The organism is Hanstruepera ponticola (assembly GCF_002940745.1).
In the GTDB taxonomy this organism is placed as follows: domain Bacteria; phylum Bacteroidota; class Bacteroidia; order Flavobacteriales; family Flavobacteriaceae; genus Hanstruepera; species Hanstruepera ponticola.
The window spans coordinates 310,442-329,909 of record NZ_POTB01000001.1 but is presented as its reverse complement, the minus strand read 5'-3'; the positions used below and the strand labels follow the sequence as shown (position 1 = coordinate 329,909).

The 19,468-nt window shown below is 31.8% G+C and carries 19 protein-coding genes; 14 read left to right on the top strand and 5 right to left on the bottom strand.

Annotated elements, in window-relative coordinates; all coding sequences use genetic code 11:
• The first annotated feature begins 33 nt into the window (after positions 1 to 33).
• Genes C1S72_RS01555 through C1S72_RS01540 form a run of 4 tightly spaced genes read left to right on the top strand, consistent with a single transcriptional unit; the run spans position 34 to position 4,259 of the window.
• On the top strand, positions 34 to 459 hold the full coding sequence (locus tag C1S72_RS01555; protein WP_104733921.1) for a PaaI family thioesterase: 426 nt from the start codon (positions 34 to 36) through the stop codon (positions 457 to 459).
• A gap of 1 nt (position 460) precedes the next feature.
• The gene (locus C1S72_RS01550; protein ID WP_104733920.1) at positions 461 to 1,582 is read left to right on the top strand and encodes a chorismate-binding protein; all 1,122 of its coding nucleotides are present in this window, start codon (positions 461 to 463) and stop codon (positions 1,580 to 1,582) included.
• Between the two features lie 49 nt (positions 1,583 to 1,631).
• Positions 1,632 to 3,392 (top strand): 2-succinyl-5-enolpyruvyl-6-hydroxy-3-cyclohexene-1-carboxylate synthase, encoded by a 1,761-nt coding sequence (menD, locus tag C1S72_RS01545; RefSeq protein WP_104733919.1) that lies wholly within the window; start codon positions 1,632 to 1,634, stop codon positions 3,390 to 3,392.
• A 36-nt stretch (positions 3,393 to 3,428) separates the two neighbouring features.
• Positions 3,429 to 4,259, top strand: a complete 831-nt coding sequence (locus C1S72_RS01540; RefSeq protein WP_104733918.1) for a CvfB family protein — start codon at positions 3,429 to 3,431, stop codon at positions 4,257 to 4,259.
• On the opposite strand, the gene C1S72_RS01535 is transcribed toward C1S72_RS01540, so the two are convergent.
• Positions 4,254 to 5,372 carry a C1 family peptidase gene (locus tag C1S72_RS01535; RefSeq protein WP_104733917.1) on the bottom strand — a complete coding sequence of 373 codons (1,119 nt, stop codon included), beginning with the start codon at positions 5,370 to 5,372 and terminating at the stop codon, positions 4,254 to 4,256. The two genes, C1S72_RS01540 and C1S72_RS01535, sit on opposite strands and share 6 nt — an antisense overlap.
• A gap of 51 nt (positions 5,373 to 5,423) precedes the next feature.
• Here C1S72_RS01535 and C1S72_RS01530 point away from each other — a divergent pair, with 51 nt between their 5' ends.
• The 4 genes from C1S72_RS01530 (at position 5,424) to C1S72_RS01515 (ending at position 8,496) form a co-directional block, all read left to right on the top strand.
• Positions 5,424 to 6,263, top strand: coding sequence for a 1,4-dihydroxy-2-naphthoyl-CoA synthase (locus tag C1S72_RS01530; RefSeq protein WP_104733916.1), 840 nt, complete (start codon positions 5,424 to 5,426; stop codon positions 6,261 to 6,263).
• A gap of 9 nt (positions 6,264 to 6,272) precedes the next feature.
• Entirely contained in the window at positions 6,273 to 7,175 is a 903-nt protein-coding gene (gene menA, locus C1S72_RS01525) for a 1,4-dihydroxy-2-naphthoate octaprenyltransferase (protein ID WP_104733915.1), read from the top strand.
• 193 nt (positions 7,176 to 7,368) lie between these two features.
• Positions 7,369 to 8,046 carry a metal-dependent hydrolase gene (locus tag C1S72_RS01520; protein WP_104733914.1) on the top strand — a complete coding sequence of 226 codons (678 nt, stop codon included), beginning with the start codon at positions 7,369 to 7,371 and terminating at the stop codon, positions 8,044 to 8,046.
• A 9-nt stretch (positions 8,047 to 8,055) separates the two neighbouring features.
• Positions 8,056 to 8,496, top strand: a complete 441-nt coding sequence (locus tag C1S72_RS01515; RefSeq protein ID WP_104733913.1) for an SRPBCC family protein — start codon at positions 8,056 to 8,058, stop codon at positions 8,494 to 8,496.
• On the opposite strand, the gene C1S72_RS01510 is transcribed toward C1S72_RS01515, so the two are convergent.
• Positions 8,488 to 9,402 carry a sterol desaturase family protein gene (locus tag C1S72_RS01510; protein ID WP_104733912.1) on the bottom strand — a complete coding sequence of 305 codons (915 nt, stop codon included), beginning with the start codon at positions 9,400 to 9,402 and terminating at the stop codon, positions 8,488 to 8,490. The genes C1S72_RS01515 and C1S72_RS01510 overlap by 9 nt on opposite strands.
• 86 nt (positions 9,403 to 9,488) lie before the next feature.
• Between C1S72_RS01510 and C1S72_RS01505 the strand changes: the two genes are divergently transcribed.
• The 5 genes from C1S72_RS01505 to C1S72_RS01485 all read left to right on the top strand — a co-directional run bounded on the left by C1S72_RS01505 (position 9,489) and on the right by C1S72_RS01485 (position 15,566).
• Positions 9,489 to 10,190 (top strand): DUF2490 domain-containing protein, encoded by a 702-nt coding sequence (locus tag C1S72_RS01505; protein WP_104733911.1) that lies wholly within the window; start codon positions 9,489 to 9,491, stop codon positions 10,188 to 10,190.
• 145 nt (positions 10,191 to 10,335) lie between these two features.
• Positions 10,336 to 11,373 (top strand): o-succinylbenzoate synthase, encoded by a 1,038-nt coding sequence (locus C1S72_RS01500; protein WP_104733910.1) that lies wholly within the window; start codon positions 10,336 to 10,338, stop codon positions 11,371 to 11,373.
• A 1-nt stretch (position 11,374) separates the two neighbouring features.
• A complete protein-coding gene (locus tag C1S72_RS01495) occupies positions 11,375 to 12,334 on the top strand; it encodes a CPBP family intramembrane glutamic endopeptidase (protein ID WP_104733909.1) in 960 nt (319 codons plus the stop codon).
• Complete coding sequence (locus tag C1S72_RS01490) at positions 12,306 to 13,403, top strand: AMP-binding protein (protein WP_230401557.1); 1,098 nt, start codon at positions 12,306 to 12,308, stop codon at positions 13,401 to 13,403. Before C1S72_RS01495 ends, C1S72_RS01490 begins: the two co-directional genes overlap by 29 nt.
• Before the next feature lie 96 nt (positions 13,404 to 13,499).
• On the top strand, positions 13,500 to 15,566 hold the full coding sequence (locus tag C1S72_RS01485) for a vWA domain-containing protein (RefSeq protein ID WP_104733908.1): 2,067 nt from the start codon (positions 13,500 to 13,502) through the stop codon (positions 15,564 to 15,566).
• 32 nt (positions 15,567 to 15,598) lie between these two features.
• On the opposite strand, the gene C1S72_RS01480 is transcribed toward C1S72_RS01485, so the two are convergent.
• Genes C1S72_RS01480 through C1S72_RS01470 form a run of 3 tightly spaced genes read right to left on the bottom strand, consistent with a single transcriptional unit; the run spans position 15,599 to position 18,969 of the window.
• Positions 15,599 to 16,480 (bottom strand): hypothetical protein, encoded by an 882-nt coding sequence (locus C1S72_RS01480; protein WP_104733907.1) that lies wholly within the window; start codon positions 16,478 to 16,480, stop codon positions 15,599 to 15,601.
• Positions 16,480 to 17,322, bottom strand: coding sequence for a hypothetical protein (locus tag C1S72_RS01475; protein WP_104733906.1), 843 nt, complete (start codon positions 17,320 to 17,322; stop codon positions 16,480 to 16,482). Before C1S72_RS01475 ends, C1S72_RS01480 begins: the two co-directional genes overlap by 1 nt.
• A 3-nt stretch (positions 17,323 to 17,325) precedes the next feature.
• Positions 17,326 to 18,969, bottom strand: coding sequence for an acyl-CoA carboxylase subunit beta (locus tag C1S72_RS01470; protein WP_104733905.1), 1,644 nt, complete (start codon positions 18,967 to 18,969; stop codon positions 17,326 to 17,328).
• Positions 18,970 to 19,111: 142 nt separating this feature from the next.
• On the opposite strand from C1S72_RS01470, the gene C1S72_RS01465 reads away from it, so the two are divergent.
• Positions 19,112 to 19,468, top strand: a complete 357-nt coding sequence (locus C1S72_RS01465; protein ID WP_104733904.1) for a DoxX family protein — start codon at positions 19,112 to 19,114, stop codon at positions 19,466 to 19,468.

Here is a 19,468-nt window from a genome sequence, read left to right as displayed (position 1 = left end):
TTTTACAATTCGATTTAAAAATACAGGAATTTTATGCAAATATCTAAAGAAGAAAGGCTCAAACAATTAAATGCCGTAGGTAAAAACACACTATTGGAAACTTTAGAAATTTCAATAATTGATTTTGGCGATGATTATTTAATAGCTAAAATGCCTGTTACTTCAAAAGTTCATCAACCTGATGGCGTATTGCATGGTGGTGCTACTGCAGCATTAGCTGAAAGTGTTGGTAGCTTTGCAATGCATATATTTTCAGATTTGGATAAAGTCTTTGTACGTGGTACAGAGATTACAGCTAATCATTTAAAAAGTGTTACGGATGGTCACGTATATGCCAAGGCAACATTTTTACACAAGGGCAGAACAACCCAGCTTTTAGATATTCGCGTGACTGACGATCATGATAATTTAATTTCAATTTGTAAATTATCTACTATTTCACTTCCAAGAAAAAAATAGCATGACTTCAGAGTTATTTTTTAACGTATTAGAGAGTCATTATAATGAAAGCTTACCTTTTGTAGTTTATAGAAAAAGCAACAAAACCAATTTAATTGGCTTACTACAAAATAATACAGATATTAACTTTGTTTCAAGCTTTACGGAAAGTGGTTTTGTCATGGCACCTTTTGATAATGAGAACGATCCAATAATCATACCGTTAAAAAATGCAAAACACATTGAAACAGATGATTATCAGGAAATTGATTTTAATGAACATCAAGAACAGTTTGATTCTAATCAAAAAGATAAGCAATCCCATATCGATTTAGTTTCCAAAGGAATTGTTGCTATAAAGGACGAAAAATTTGATAAAGTAGTTCTGTCTCGAAAAGAAGATGTTGAAATAAAAGAAGGTAATCCATTTAAACTATTTAAAAAGTTACTGGATAGTTATCCGCAAGCATTTGTTTATTGTTGGTTTCATCCAGAAACCGGTTTGTGGCTTGGAGCAACTCCAGAAACACTGCTGGAAATTGAAAACAAGAGGTTAACTACCATGTCATTGGCAGGAACAAAACCATACAAAGGCACTGTTAATGTGAACTGGAGTGCAAAGGAAATTCAAGAACAAAAAATTGTTACTGACTATCTAGTAGAACAGTTAGATAATCAAATAGATAGTTTACAAATTTCTGATACGCAAACTATTCGTGCAGGTAATTTGGTACATCTGAAAACGATGGTATCAGGAATTTTAAAATCAAAAGGGAATAGTTTAAAAAACGTTATAAATAAATTGCATCCAACTCCAGCAGTGTGTGGTTTTCCTAAAGTTGCTGCCAAGCACTTTATTCTTGAAAATGAAAACTACAATAGAGCATTTTATACAGGCTATTTAGGTGAATTAAATTACGAAAAAAACCAATCTAGAAATCGGAACTTCCGAAATATTGAAAACAATGCTTATTCAAGTATAAAGAAAGTAACGAACTTGTTTGTCAATTTGCGCTGCATGAAATTATTGGGTAATAAGGCTCAAGTTTATGTTGGAGGTGGTATTACATCAGATTCAAATCCTGAACAGGAATGGGAAGAAACTGTGGCGAAAACGACCACTATAAAAAAGGTACTACAATAATTTTATAGCATCTTGCTTATTATTACTTTTGTTATAGATTAGATTGTATATGCAACACCCTAAAAACCCGCTTGCTCAAACTATTATTCAGCTTTGTAAAGCCAAACAGATTAGTCATATTGTAATTTCACCAGGAAGTAGAAATGCTCCCTTAACAATTGGTTTTTCAAACGACAATTTTTTTAATTGCTATAGTATTGTTGATGAGCGATGCGCAGGTTTTTTTGCTTTAGGAATAGCCCAAAAAACAAGAAAGCCAGTTGCTTTGGTTTGTACTTCGGGTAGTGCTTTGTTAAACTATTATCCTGCAATTTCCGAAGCGTTTTATAGTCAAATTCCTTTGGTGGTACTTTCTGCTGATAGGCCAAAACATCTTGTTGGAATAGGCGATGGGCAAACCATTAATCAGAAAGACGTTTATAAAAACCATATTTTGTATTCGGCCAATTTAAAGTTGAATATTGATAATTCTTTTAGTGATCAGGATGACGATGAGCCAGCAATAATTAAGAATATTGAGAATAAAATCGAACGGTTTTTAGGTATTAAACAAGAACTACAGCAGGAAAATGAAATAGAAATAAATAAGGCACTTAATAAGGCTATTCAAAAATCAGGTCCCATTCATATTAATATTCCTTTTGAGGAACCTCTATATGAGTTAACGGATACCTTATCAGTGAAGCCTAAAATCATCCAGTTAGATGTAAATCAGACAAAAATTGATGATTATATATTCAATGAATGTTTAGACGATTGGAACAATGCACCTAAAAAAATGATTTTGGTAGGTGTAAATTATCCTGATGATATAGAACAAAAATGGTTGGACGATTTGGCAAAGGATAATAGTTTGATTGTATTTACTGAAACGACATCAAATATTCATCATGACAATTTCTTTCCCAGTATTGACAAGCTTATTGCACCACTTGAAGAAGACGACTTTAAAGCTTTACAGCCAGATATTTTAGTCACTTTCGGTGGGCTCATAGTTTCTAAAAAAGTAAAAGCTTTTTTAAGAACCTATCAACCCAAACAGCATTGGCATATAGGAGAGGGCAAAGCGAATGATACGTTTTTCTGTTTAGATAGGCATTTGGAAATACACCCAAATACCTTTTTTGAAAATCTCTTGTCTGAAACCACACATTATGTAAAAAGTGATTACAAGCCAACTTGGGATAAAGTAAAAGTAAAACGATTAGAAAAGCATGATGAATATATAAAACAAATTCCGTTTAGTGATTTTAAGGTTTTTGATTCTATTCTCAAATATTTACCAGGTGCATCCGTATTACAACTTGGCAATAGTTCCGCAGTTAGATATGCACAATTATTTAATTTAAATAATACAATTGATGTGTTTTGTAATCGTGGTACAAGTGGTATAGATGGTAGTACTTCAACGGCTTTAGGGTTTGCAGTTGCTTCTGAAAAGCAAACGACCTTAATTACTGGGGATTTGAGTTTCTTTTATGACAGTAATGCACTTTGGAACAACTATATTCCAAACAATTTTAGGATTATTGTTATTAATAATCAAGGTGGTGGAATTTTTAGAATACTGCCTGGAAATAAGGATTCTGAAAATTTTGACACCTATTTTGAGACCAAACACAACTTAACGGCAAAGCATCTCTGCAAGATGTATAATTTTGAATATGATTCAGCAACAACCGAAAAGCAGCTGAAATTACAGTTAAAAACCTTCTTTGAAGCTTCAGAAACACCAAAATTACTTGAAGTTTTTACACCTAGAACGGTTAATGACGAGGTGCTTTTAGAGTATTTTAAGTTTATTAAATAGATTTATTTCCTATAGGAATATCCGTACCTTTGCCACATGATAAACATTGGAGAATACAATACACTAACTATTTTAAGAGAAACAGATCCAGGCTTATTTCTGGCCGATGAAGACGATAATGAAGTATTGCTTCCAAATCGTTATGTGCCTGAAAATTTTAAAATTTGGGATAAAATTGAAGTATTTGTCTATCTAGATAATGACGAACGATTGGTTGCTGTAACTGATAAGCCTTATATCAAGCGAGGAGATTTTGCACTATTACGCTGTAACGCTGTTACTCAAATGGGTGCTTTTTTGGATTGGGGAATGGTTAAAGAATTGTTTTGTCCGTTCAAGGAGCAAGCCTTTAAAATGAAAAAAGGTGGTTGGTATTTGGTGCATTGCTATTTAGATGAAAAAACGGAACGATTAGTTGCTTCGAGTAAAACCAATAGATTTTTAGATAATAAAGAATTAACTGTTGAACAGTTTGAAGAAGTTGATTTAATTGTTTCCCATCCATCTGAAATTGGGATGAATGTTATTGTAAACAAAAAGCATTTAGGGCTAATTTATAACGATAATATTTTTCAAGACATCAGTATTGGTGATAGGTTGAAAGGTGTCGTGAAGAAAATTCGTCCTGGTAACAAACTGGATATATCATTAGGTCAAGTTGGTTACCGAAACATTGAACCCAATGCCGAATTAATAATGAAGGAACTGGAGGATAACAGTGGCTACTTAAATCTTACTGATAAATCAGATCCAGAAGAAATAAAGCGTGTACTTCAAATGAGTAAAAAAAGCTTTAAGAAAGCCGTTGGCTCGTTATATAAACAAAAATTGATTAAAATTGAACCAGACGGTATTTACTTATTATAAGTTTAACTTGCTTTTTAATGCTTTAGGAACAGCATCCTTATGTACCATTACAGAGATGGTTTTTAAGCGCATATACGCTTCACTCATATATACATAGCCATCGTTAGCAACACGACTAGCATCCGTTCCCCAAGAATTTTTCACTTTGTAGTAAACGGTACCATTTTGGTCTTTTAGTTTACCAGTAATGTGCATTAAGTGGTCATCTGTAGTATTATAATTTTCAAACTCTTGTTGTCTGTATGCTTGAGTTATATTTTTCTCTGGTCTAACACTAATAATAGCTTCAGCTGCTTTTTCGTCATTTTCTGGTATAACTGCAACACCATGTTTAGCTGAAAATGTTTTTTCGCTCACATCACAATCTAACTCAACAGTATAGCCATTATCTAAAGCATGGTTAATGACTGTAATCATTTCATCTAATTTTACATTATAAAAACTACCATTCGAAAAATTATCTGGAATATTTAAGATGAATTCAGAATAAAACGGTTCATGAGTAAACGACGTAATACTAACATAATCATTAGGATTTATTTTGGTCATTTCCAAAAATGTCATAGGTGTATATGGAACACCTTCATAATTAAACGTTTCAATGTTTTTTCCTAAATAGGTATCCAAAATTGCATCAACAACAAGCTTCCATTTTGGTGACAGACTCTTTCCTGGATTATCAACATATACATCCAAAACACCATTCAAAACAGCGACCATTTCTGCATGATTATGCCTAGTTACACCGTCATTTAAACCAGAATAAACCGTTTGAGGGACTAACCCATATTTGGCAACGCTATTAATAACATCATGCGCTAATCCGCCTTCGCTGAATTGTGCTTTTCCTTGTCGCATTAAATAATTTTCAGCTTTTACAGGATAGGTGTTTCTTACCGTAAACATTTCAGAAATATCAATATTTTTTCCAGTAATGCGCATGATTTCACTTTCTAAAAATGACGATGCAGAAAAACTCCAGCAAGTTCCTGTATTACCCTGACTAATAACATCAGTTGTTTCCAAATCAATTATAGTTTCAAACTTGTAAGACTGCGAAAAACTTACTAATGATACAAAAAGAAAAACAGAAAGTGAGATAATATTTTTCATGTAGAGTAGCTGTTAATTTAAAATAATTTATTTTTGACTAAAATATAAAAAATGAGTGTAGCAAACTGGAAAACAGCTAAAGAATATGAGGATATAACCTATAAAAAATGTGATGGTGTTGCACGAATCGCTTTTAATAGACCGAATGTTCGAAATGCATTTAGACCTAAAACCACAAGTGAATTATATGATGCTTTTTATGATGCTAATGAAGATGTAAATATCGGTGTTGTTCTGTTATCAGCTGAAGGACCTTCAACCAAAGATGGCATTTGGAGTTTTTGTTCTGGTGGTGATCAGAAAGCTAGAGGGCATCAAGGTTACGTAGGTGAAGATGGGTATCACAGATTGAATATTTTGGAAGTACAGCGTTTAATTCGTTTTATGCCAAAAGCTGTCATTGCTGTAGTTCCTGGTTGGGCTGTTGGTGGCGGACACAGTTTACATGTGGTTTGTGATTTAACCTTGGCAAGTAAAGAACACGCTATTTTTAAGCAAACAGATGCCGATGTTACCAGTTTTGATGGTGGTTATGGTTCAGCATATTTAGCCAAAATGGTAGGGCAGAAAAAAGCAAGGGAAATTTTCTTTTTAGGTAGAAATTATTCGGCACAAGAAGCTTTTGACATGGGAATGGTAAATGCTGTAATTCCTCATGAAGAATTAGAAAGTACTGCCTTTGAATGGGCACAAGAAATATTAGCCAAATCACCAACATCAATTAAGATGTTAAAATTTGCCATGAACCTAACTGATGATGGTATGGTTGGGCAACAAGTATTTGCAGGTGAAGCCACAAGATTAGCTTACATGACCGAAGAAGCCAAAGAAGGACGTGATGCCTTTTTAGAAAAACGCAAACCGAATTTTCCTAAAAAGTGGATTCCTTAAAACACTTATATGAGTAGTCTAAAAAATTGGATTGAGGCAGCTCGATTAAGAACATTGCCTTTGTCTGTATCAGGAATTATTTTGGCAGGTTGTTTTGCTGAATATAATGGGTTTTTTAAATGGTCAATATTTGTTTTAGCCTTATTGACTACGATTGCTTTGCAGGTTCTTTCTAATTTGGCAAATGACTATGGCGATGGTGTTAAAGGAACAGACAATAACAATCGGATAGGTCCAGAACGTGCTATTCAATCAGGGAAGATTACTCCACAAAGTATGCTTGGTGCTATTAAGGTTAATATTTTAATTACCATAGCATTGGTTTTCTTTTTAATTCTATCTGCATTTGGAGTTAGGCATTTTTGGTATGCGTTAGCCTTTTTTGTACTAGGAGCGCTTTCTATTTACGCCTCTATTAAATATACCATAGGTGACGACGCTTATGGTTATAAAGGGCTAGGTGATCTTTATGTTTTTGTTTTTTTTGGATTGGTAAGTACTATTGGAGGTTATTTTCTTTTTGCCAAACAAATTGACCATGTTGTTATTCTACCAGCTATAGTTATAGGTTTGTTAAGTACAGCAGTTTTAAATTTGAACAATTTAAGAGACATCCATTCAGATTTGGAATCTAATAAAATCACGTTGGCGGTAAAGTTAGGATTTGAAAAAGCAAAAAAATATCATTATTTCCTAGTGATAAGTGCTATAGTGTTATCGTTTGTTTTTGCCATTTTATATTATACCAATTTATTCAATTTCATCTTTATTGTGGTTTATATACCGTTAATCAAACATGTTATAAAAGTCAAGTCTGTAGTTAATCCATCTAGCCTAGATTCAGAACTAAAAAAAGTGGCACTATCAACCTTTGTTTTGGCTGTTTTATTAAGTGTTGGTTATTTACTTTAAGCACTTTATCGGAAAAGTAAGGCTGTATATCAGTAAATATTTGTATTTCGTAGAAAAAAAAGTAATTTAATGTTGTTGAAGAGAATAATCAACAAAGAAGCTATTAACCAGTTTCAATTATCGGGATAGAAAACTCAAGTAAATTTTTTAAATGTACTTGAGTTTTTTTATATTTTCAATAAAATTTATCATCATGAAAATTACTTTTTACGGTCACGCCAGTTTAGGAATTCAAGTCAATGACGTCAATATTTTAGTTGATCCATTTATTAGCGGCAATGATAAAGCGTCGCAAATAGATGTTAATTCACTTAAAGCTGATTATATATTAATTACACATGCACATCAAGATCATATATTAGATGTAGAAGCTATTGCAAATCGCACCAAAGCAATTATTATTTCAAATTATGAAATAGCAACGCACTATGAAAATAAAGGTTTTGAAGTCCACCCTATGAATCATGGTGGCTCATGGGATTTTGAATTCGGAATGGTTAAATACGTAAATGCAATCCATACGTCATCATTTCCTGATGGCAGTTATGGCGGACAACCTGGCGGATTTGTTATTGAAGGGGAGCACAAAAACATTTATATAGCAGGAGATACGGCTTTGACAATGGATATGAAACTAATACCAATGCAAACCACTTTAGATTTAGCTATTTTACCAATAGGCGATAATTTTACAATGGGAATAGATGATGCGATTATTGCTAGTGATTTTGTGCAATGCGATAAGGTTTTGGGCTATCATTTTGATACGTTTGGTTATATAGAAATAGATCATGAAGAAGCCAAGCGTAAGTTTTTTGATAAAGATAAAGATTTGATGCTATTAGCTATTGGAGAGAGTTTAGAACTTTGATAAAGGAAAATGAAATTTACATGTACTATTGAAATTAACAAACCTAAAGATCACGTTGTAAAACTATTTGCTGATCCAAAATATTTGAGTAATTATCAAGATAACTTTATTAGTAAAGAGTTGATATCTGGGAATGAAGCGGAAAATGGTGCTATGTCCAGAATGCTTTATAAAATGGGTAAAGGTGAAATGGAATTAATAGAAACCATTATTGAAAACAAATTACCTGATTCTTTTTTTGCAGAATATCATCATAAGCATATGGATAATACAATGCTATGTACATTCGAAGCATTAAGCGATGATACAACACGCTATAGTTCAGAAATCAATTATACTGCATTCAGAGGATTTATACCAAAAACTATGGCATTGTTTTTTCCAAGTGTATTTAAAAAGCAAGTCAATAAATGGCTAGTTAATTTTAAGAATTTTGCTGAATCACACTGAATTATTAGAATTTACTGTTTCTTTCCATTCATCGCGTAAGTCACTGCTAATTTTTCCAGTTCCATCATGCTTCCAACCAGGTGGTTTAACTAGATAGAGTAGCCTATTTTTAAGTGATTTCCTTCCGCTAAACATATCTTTAAACATATTATACCACTCAATGAATGCTATTTTTATGGGATTAAAAGTATTTATGTTTTTTACCAATCCGTAGGTGACTTTTTCATCTGATAGTTCTGGTTGAAAAGTGCCAAATAACTTGTCCCAAATAATCAAAATACCTGCGTGATTTCTGTCTAGATAAATAGGATTGCTCCCATGGTGAACTCTATGATGTGAAGGCGTATTAAAAATAGCTTCAAACCATTGTGGCATTTTGTTAATAGCTTCAGTATGAATCCAAAATTGATATAATAAACTAATAGACATTTGTAACAATATCATAGCTGGATGAAACCCAACTAATGGCATCCATAACCAAAAAATAAAGGAGTAAAAACCACCTGACCAAGTTTGGCGTAGCGCAGTACTTAAATTATAATGCTGTGATGAATGATGAACAACATGCGATGCCCAAAATAACCGACATTCATGAGAAATGCGGTGAAAACAGTAATAAGATAAATCATCAGCAAAGAAGATTAATATAAAACTCCACCAAGCGATTGGGATGGTGAAAATCCTGAAATTTTCATAAATTAATACAAACGACCAAAGAACAATAGCTTTACTCAAAAACCCAAGAAATACATTTCCTAAACCCATAGCAATGGAAGCAAACGCGTCTTTGGTTTCATAACCTTTTGTTTCTTTAAATTTCTCGCGAGTGGTTACGAATAATTCCAATAACATAGACACAATAAAAATAGGAATAGCGAAATGAATGATATTTGGAAATTCAGGCATTTAATGGGATATTTGTGTTTTAAAAATAATGCTTTTTTTTAAAATCTAAAGTCTAGATTAAAATCATTCAAAAGAAATTTTCGACTATGACCAAAACGGTTCGTTTTTTATTTATTTTCAGTTTTTTTACGATTGTTTCATTACAAAAGGCCCAAGCACAAAATCCCAATCAAATGGGAGCTTGGTATATGTACTTTTATGATGCGCAATTTAAGGAAAGTCAGTTTGGTGTCCAAGGAGATATTCAATATAGAAATTGGAATATCATTGGTGATTTAGAGCAATTACTTTTACGATCTGGCTTTACTTATAGACCTAAAAACACTACCGTTAAGTTAACTTTAGGATATGCACACATTACCACAGGCGATTTAGGTGAAAGTGATAAAAGTGTTACTGAAAGTCGTATTTATCAGGAGGCTTTATTACCTCAAAAAGTAGGTGGTCGAATATATTTAACTCACCGTTTTCGGTATGAACAGCGTTTTGTAGAAAATCAAGATTTTAGAACGCGATATAGATATAACTTATTTATGAATATTCCATTCAACAATAAAACATTTGAAAAGAATACATTTTATGCAGCATTGTACAATGAATTATTCATTAATGGACAGCAAGATATTGGTGATGGCAGAACTGTAGAGTTTTTTGATAGAAACAGAACGTATCTGGGATTAGGTTTTGTATTGAATCCAAAAATAAAGTTTCAACTAGGTTGGATGAATCAAAAAACTAATGCTTTAGGTAAAGGACAACTACAAGTAAGTATGCATCATAAATTTTAATTTTTTTTAGACTGAATGGTTTTCACGGAGAACTTAAGAAATTCTGTGTTTTAGATAGTTTACAATTTAAGTTTCAAATTTCAAACCATATTATATAGCAATATTGTTGACAATAAAAGTCCGGAAAATACTTTTTAAAAATTAAATGAAAGCAACCTACCATAAGTACATACTCAATTTTAAACAGCCAAGTGGAACTTCGCGAGGGGTTTTAAAGACCAAGGAAACCTGGTTTATTATTTTAAAAGCGAATGGTAAAAAAGGAATTGGTGAATGTGGTATTTTGAGAGGATTAAGTGCTGATGATAGACCCGATTATGAAGATGTACTTAAATGGACTTGTAGCAATATTCATTTAGGTCTAGACATTTTAATGGAAGAATTAAAACAGTTTCCAAGTATTCAATTTGGTTTGGAGATGGCTTTAAAATCATTAAATAGTAGGAATCCTTTTGAGCTATTTCCCTCTGATTTTAGTTTAGGAAGATCTAGCATCCCAATTAATGGCTTAATTTGGATGGGTACTAAAGCTTTTATGAAGTCACAGATTGAGGAGAAAATACGGTCAGGATTTCGTTGTATAAAAATGAAAATAGGAGCCATTGACTTTGAAACTGAATATGAATTATTACAGTCAATCAGACAGGATTTTTCAGCTAATGATATTGAATTGCGTGTAGATGCCAATGGCGCATTTAATAAAAATGAAGCTCTAGAAAAATTAAAGCGATTATCTGATTTAGAATTGCACTCTATTGAACAGCCTATCAAATCTGGTCAGCAACAGGAAATGGCTCGTTTATGTGAAGATTCACCATTACCAATTGCTTTAGATGAAGAACTAATTGGCATTTTTGATGTAACAAATAAAGCTAAATTAATACAAACTATAAAGCCTCAATACATTATCTTGAAGCCAAGTTTTGTTGGAGGTTGGCAAGGTAGTCAGGAATGGATAGATCTTTCTGAAAACCAAAACATTGGGTGGTGGATAACTAGCGCTTTAGAAAGCAATGTTGGATTAAATGCCATAGCACAGTGGACTTATACTTTGAGTAATTCATTACCTCAAGGTTTGGGTACTGGTGGATTATTTACAAATAATATAGTTAGTCCATTACATGTAGAAAACGGTACCTTGCAATATGATAAAAATAAAGTATGGCATTTTAATTTAGGATAATATGTATATATCACAAGCTTATAAAGTATTACATGAATGGTGGCGTTACGCAGTTGGGTTACTAGTTATTATTTTTGCAGTAATAATTGGTCAAATTCCATTCACTATTGCTGTTTTAGCTAAAGCCGTTAGTAATGGTGAAAGTATTATAGGTATGGATGAAATGGCTATGATGTCTATTTTGGAGCCTAATTTAAACCTATTCTTAATGTTGTTATCATTTGCTGTAGGCTTAATTGGTTTGTTTTTGGCAGTAAAATATTTACATAAGCAAAGTATAACTTCTGTAACAACTTCAAGACCAAAAATTGATTGGAGTCGCATTTGGTTTGCATTTATTGCCTGGGGCATTATTTCTTCGGGATTTATTTTTTTAGATTATTATATGTCTCCTGATGATTATGTATATAACTTTAAATTAGTTCCGTTTATAATACTGTGCATTATTGCAATCATACTAATACCATTTCAAACCAGTTTTGAGGAATACCTCTTTAGAGGGTACTTGATGCAGGGAATAGGAGTAATAACTAAATATAAATGGATACCTCTTATTTCAACTTCTCTAGTGTTTGGGTTGCTACACATAGCTAATCCTGAAATAGAAAAGCTAGGCTATGTGCTTATGGTTTATTATATAGGTACGGGTTTATTTTTAGGAATTATTACACTTATGGATGAAGGTATGGAATTGGCACTTGGCTTTCATGCTGCTAATAACTTATTTACTGCATTGTTGGTTACTGCCGATTGGACAGCCTTGCAAACTCATTCAATTTTTAAGGATATTTCAGAGCCTGAAACAGCCGATTTTTTTGATGTATTTATGCCAGTTTTTGTAGTCTTTCCTATAATGCTATTTATTTTCTCTAAAAAATACAATTGGACTAATTGGAAAGATAAATTATTTGGTAGAGTTCAAGAACCAGTTATTGAAGAAGATTATAAAACAATCGAGTAAGGTGGTACCAACTTATGACAAAATACATGTAAGGTTTAAGTTCAACGATATTTCTTTTGATAGAGATGCACTCAAGGAACTTGCTTATAGTTATATAAAGGAAGGAGAGCCTTTTGAAAAAGAAATAGGTGACTTCTTATCAGATTGGTTAGATAATAAGGACTACATATTTAGTAAAACTTCAGGTTCAACAGGTAAGCCAAAAATCTTAAAAATTAAAAAGCAGTCAATGGTTAACTCTGTCATTGCTACTGGTGACTTTTTTGATTTAGAACCAAAAAATAGTGCCTTATTATGTTTACCTGCACAGGCTATTTCTGGGAAAATGATGCTTGTAAGAGCCATGATACTTGGACTTGAGTTGGATGCTGTTAAACCCAAAAAATCAATTGATATTAATTTAGCCAAACAATATGATTTTATTGCTCTAACACCGATGCAATTGTATAATAGTTTGGATAGGGTTAAAAACATTAAAACTATTATAGTAGGTGGAGCTCCTGTAAATAGTTCTTTGTTAAAAGCAATACAAACCCTAAAAGCAGATGTTTATGAAACCTATGGTATGACTGAAACAGTAAGTCATATTGCCATTAAAAAATTAAACAATTTTGACTCCCAAATTAATAAACCCTTATTTCATGTATTGCCTAATATTAGCATTTCAACAGATGATAGAAGTTGTCTGGTTATAAAAGCACCTTATTTATCTGATGAAGTGGTTATTACTAATGATGTTGTTAAAGTACATGAAGAAAATACTTTTGAGTGGTTAGGTAGGTATGATAACGTAATCAATTCTGGTGGTGTTAAACTCCATCCAGAAGTTATAGAATCTAAACTTCAAGATTTTATTTTTGAACGTTTTTTTGTGACATCAGTACCTGATGATGAGTTAGGACAAAAGTTGGTTCTGATTCTTGAAAGTGACAATTATATGTTTGATAGATCAATCTTCAGTTGTTTAGACAATTATGAAATCCCTAAAAAAATATGCTTTGTTAAAAGCTTTACAGAATTATCTTCTGGAAAGGTTTCACGATCAGAAACATTAAAATTGTTACTTTAAGGTTGTATACTCATTCAAATTACTGTTTTACTCATTCCGTATTTTTTATATGGTGTGTTCACTATAGGTTTACAGAGAATTTAAAAACTCGTAATCATGAAAAAAGTAACTCTGGCCTTATTTGTAATGATGTTTAGTGTGCAAGTACATTCACAAGAAAAAACTATTTCAGGAACGATAGCAGATGAAAACGGATTACCATTACCCGGTGTAAATATTATGGTAAAAAGAACTTCTATTGGCACACAAACTGATTTTGATGGCAATTATGAAATCAAAGCTAATCTTGGAGATATTTTGACCTATTCATATTTGGGGTATGTAACAGCAGAAAAATTAGTTGGTACGGCAAGTAATATAAGTTTTGCAATGACTATTGATTCAGAATGTTTAGAAGAAGTTGTTATTACTGCATTTGGTTTAGCAAGAACAAGAAGGTTACCTTCTGAAGCTCAAATAAAAAAGCAGAAACAACAAGCATATCATAATTCTATATCACGACAGTTAAATGATAAAGCAGTTGTTAATAAAGGATTATATAATGGTCAAACTATTAAAGGTATAAATGGTAAGCGACCAGTTCTTTATATTGTTGACGGTGTACCGATACCTTATGAATATAATTCTGTTATACAAAATATGAATGCAAATCAAATTGATTTTGCAAAAGTAATTAAGCCAGTCAAGGCAAAAGAGGTTTTTGGCAAAGCTGCAAAAAATGGATGTGTTGTTATAACTACTAAATCTGGTAATTATAGATTAGAGAGTGATGAGTCTTATGCTCATATTACCGAAAATGACTTTAAAGGCGTAAAAACAGCTCCTTTGTCAACATTCTCTATTGATGTAGATAAAGCCTCTTACAGTAATATAAGACGTATGATAAATAATGGTCAACAAATTCCTATTGATGCTGTTAAAATTGAAGAAATGATAAATTATTTTAATTATAATTATCCGCAACCTAATGACGAACATCCTTTTTCAATTAATACGGAGCAAGTTGAAACACCATGGAATAAAGAAACGCAATTAGTTAAAATTGGCTTACAAGGAAAAACTTATCTACATGAAGAATTACCTCCTTCAAATTTAGTCTTCTTAATAGACGTATCAGGCTCTATGTCATCTCAAAATAAGTTACCATTATTAAAATCGGCTTTTAAGTTATTAGTAAATCAATTACGGAAACAAGATAAAGTATCTATAGTCGTTTATGCAGGAGCAGCAGGAGTTGTCTTAAAACCTACATCGGGCGACAAAAAAGAACAAATTATAGCAGCCCTTAATCAATTACAATCAGGAGGATCTACAGCTGGTGGTCAAGGTATTGAATTAGCATATACCCTGGCCGAAAAGCATTTTAATAGAAAAGGGAATAATCGCGTTATTTTAGCTACAGATGGTGATTTTAATGTTGGCGCGTCAAGTGATTTAGCTATGAAAGATTTAATTGAACAAAAACGACGATCTGGTGTGTTTTTATCTGTTTTAGGATTCGGGTATGGTAATTATAAGGATTCAAAATTAGAAACACTTGCTGATAAAGGAAATGGTAATCATGCCTACATTGATACCATGCAAGAAGCGCAAAAAGTTTTCGGTAAAGAATTTGGTGGGACATTATTTACCATTGCAAAAGATGTGAAAATTCAAGTAGAGTTTAACCCATCAAAGGTTAAGGCTTATCGTTTAATTGGTTATGAAAATCGAATGTTGGCAGATGAAGATTTTGTTGATGATACCAAAGATGCGGGTGAATTAGGTAGTGGTCATTCTGTTACAGCACTTTATGAGATTATTTTGGTAGATTCTAAAAGTGATTTTTTTAAACCTGTTCCAGAGCTTAAATACTCTAAAACCGACCTAACAAATAATTATAGTAATGAATTATTTACTGTAAGATTTAGGTATAAAAAGCCTGATGAGAACAACAGTATTGAAATGATACATATTCATAAAGATAAGGTTCAAGATGCTTCAGCAGATATGGAATTTATTTCAGCAGTTGCTTTATTTGGAATGCAAATTCGCAAATCACAATTCACCAATAACACATATATCGATAATGTGATTCAATTGGCTGAAAAAGGCAGAGGGAAAGATGAAAATGGTTATAGGGCAGAGTTTATAAGGCTTGTTGAATCTTATAATAATTTATAATTATAACAAGAGCGACATAATAGTCGCTCTTGTTAAAAAGGATGATAAAAACTCATTTTACGATTATGAGTTTTTAATAATTCTTTTGCTTGTTGATGTTGTTTTTCAAATTTTTCTAGTGTAGTTCCTTTACATATTCCATATGAGTAATGGTATTGTAATAATTCAATATCTACAGGTGTAAGTTGTTTGTTTTCAGAATAACAATCAGCAAAATAACTTTCGCAACCAAAATTGTTTATTCTAGAAAAATGACCTAAAGTTCCTATAAAAAGTTCTTTAAGTTTCTGTCCAATTAATTTTTCATTGAAATAGAGTTCAGTATCAATTTTAATGCTAGATCTATAAATTTGATTATTACCATTCCAAGAAATATAGTAATCAGATTTTTTATTATTCCTTAATCTAGGCTCATATTCATAATCACCAAAATAATAAATAATACAATTGGAGGATTCAATTTGTTTTACTTCTGAAATATTTAAAGAATCAACTTCATTTGCAATTTTAGTAGCAAAGGACATTAAGTTTTTTCGTGTTTTTTTCGATACACTTTCAGAAAAATAAATTTTAATATCATCTTTCCAATAACGCATTTTTTGTTTTTTATCTATTGAATCAATTCCTTTTGTTCTAAATGCAATTTTCTGATAGTATTTTAAAAATGTTGAGTCTTTGTATTCATAAGGAACACTAATACCTTTTGGTCTAACGTAATTTTCAACTAAAACCAAAGTGTCATTTCCTCTTATCATAAAATTTATTGAGTCATTTTTTGTTAGCGGTTTTTTATATTGATTTTTGTAACTATCAAGGGACATATAAACCCGTTTTAAAGTATCTTGTTTTTTATGTTGAGCAGTAACATTATTACAGATAAATACAATTGAGATAATAGTTAAAAATCTATTCATTATTGTCTTTTTTGAAGTTTTTGAAGTCTATTAAAAATAGTACCATTTATTTTTTGATCATAAATAATAGAATAATGCATTTTCAAAATATCTAAATCATTTTTGCTTAAGTCATTACTATTATTATAATTTTTACTTAAAATACTATCTTCTGGATAATGGGAAGATAAATAGAAATTGCCTAAACTCATGAAAAATAGTTGCTTAATCTGTCGTAAAAGCTTTTCTTGGTTTGGCATATCATCTAAATTGAGCTTCATTACACCACCAATGAATTTATCTGTCTCATCTGTAATTATTAGATAGGTGCCAGCAAAGTGAGTTGAATTTAAAAGTTCTTCTTTTGTTTCAAATTCATTATCATCTCCATAACTGTTAATTGTTTCGTTTGTGGATTTTATGTAGTAGTTAGCCTCATTAATTTTTGATGTAAAAGAAAAGTTTAAATTACGAATATCATTTATTTGAGAAAAAAATATGATAAAATCGTTCTTTACTTCTTTTGAAATTTTTTTATCAAAATATACGATTATAGGTACACTCCATTGTTTTAATCTATATGTGGTTTTTGATTTTTCCGTTGTTAGTCTAAATACCTGTGCTTCATAATTATAAACTAATTTTCTACGGTCATAAGAAGATTTTACGAAATCTAAATTGGGTTCTGACTTTATAGGAATATAAAGTGTGTCATTCGTTAGGGCAATATAGTTGTCTGTATTCAATACATTTTTTTCTTTCTGAATGACTTCTATTCGAGGTTTAACAATTTCGAAATAACTGTCTTGTGCTTTGACAGAAAAAGTTAAAATAATAAAAAAATAAAATAAGATATTCTTCATTTGTTACACCTGCAAAACACCCATATTAAAAGCCTTCTCAATAGGAGCGTGGTTAGCAGCTTCTATACCCATACTTATCCATGTTCTGGTATCTAACGGATCTATAATGGCATCTGTCCATAGTCTGGCGGCAGCATAATATGGAGAAACTTGCTTATCATATCGATCTTTAATTTTATTGAATAATTCTTCTTCTTTTTCTTTCGTAATCGTTTCACCTTTCTTTTTTAAAGAAGCGGTTTCAATTTGCAATAAAACTTTCGCTGCTGAATTACCACTCATAACAGCTAGTTCAGCACTTGGCCATGCAAAAATCAATCTAGGGTCGTAGGCTTTACCACACATAGCATAATTTCCAGCACCATAACTATTACCAATTACAACGGTAAATTTAGGTACAACTGAATTACTAACGGCATTTACCATTTTAGCTCCATCTTTTATAATCCCTCCATGTTCGCTTTTACTTCCAACCATAAACCCGGTTACATCTTGTAAAAAAACTAAAGGAATTTTTTTCTGATTACAATTAGCTATAAATCGTGTGGCTTTATCGGCACTATCATTGTAAATAACACCTCCAAATTGCATTTCTGCTGGTTTGGTTTTAGCACCTTTGGTTTTTACGATATGACGTTGATTCGCCACAATGCCAACTGCCCAACCATCAATTCTGGCATAGCACGTAATGATTGTTTTGCCGTAGCCTGCTTTGTATTCATCATATTCACTATTATCAACTAATCTTTTTATGATTTCAAACATATCGTATTGATCAGCTCTAGATTTAGGAATTATACCATAAATATCTTCTTGTTTTTCTTTTGGCTTTTTTGAGGCAACTCGATTAAATCCTGCTTTATCATAATCACCTATTTTGTCAATAAGATTTTTAATGGTATCTAGTGCATCTTTGTCATCCTTAGCCTTATAATCTGTTACACCAGAAATTTCACAATGCGTAGAAGCACCACCTAATGTTTCATTATCAATAGTTTCGCCTATGGCCGCTTTCACCAAATAACTTCCAGCTAAAAATATACTACCAGTTTTATCTACAATTAACGCTTCATCGCTCATTATTGGTAAATAAGCACCACCTGCCACACAACTACCCATAACAGCGGCAATTTGCGTAATTCCCATACTACTCATAATGGCATTATTTCTAAAAATACGACCAAAATGTTCTTTATCTGGGAATATTTCATCTTGCATTGGTAAATAAACGCCAGCGGAATCAACTAAATATATTATTGGTAATCTGTTTTCTATTGCAATTTCTTGAGCACGCAAATTCTTTTTGCCAGTTATTGGAAACCAAGCACCAGCTTTGACAGTAGCATCATTGGCTACTACCATACATTGTTTACCTTTTACATAACCTATTTTAACGACAACGCCTCCAGATGGACAACCACCATGTTCTTCATACATGTCTTCACCTGCAAAAGCACCTATTTCAATAGATTCTTTTTTCGAATCTAATAAATAATCAATACGCTCTCTAGCAGTCATTTTACCTTTGGCATTGTGCTTTTCAATACTTTTTTCACCACCACCAAGTTTAACCTTCGCAAATCGCTTTTTAAGTTCTGAAACTAATAGTTTATTATGATCTTCGTTTTTATTGAAGTTTAAGTCCATAGATTTTTATTTGCTACGAATTTACGAAAGAGTAAGGTCTTTAAAAAGTGAATGTTTTGTTAAATAAAAATACAAGGAAATAGTTGCCTAGGAAAATAAAATAATTTGTTGTAGATTTGTGCTATAATTAAAACAAATAATAATGAAACGTAATAAAATTATCTTTTACATCTCAACAGGACTACTAACGGCTTTAATGTTATTTTCTGTTAGTATGTATTTATTTAATCATGACGAAGTAGCCAATATGTTTACCAATTTTGGGTATCCAACTTATATAATATATCCATATGCTGTTGCCAAACTTTTAGGATTGTTTGCAATTTGGAATCCTAACTTCAAAACCATTAAAGAGTGGGCTTATGCTGGATTTTTCTTTGCATTTATTTTAGCATTTTTCGCACATTATATGATTGAAGATGGTGAGCAAACAGGAGCTTTGGTAGCATTGATACTACTTGTTGTATCGTATGTATTTAATAAAAAATCAAACAAATAA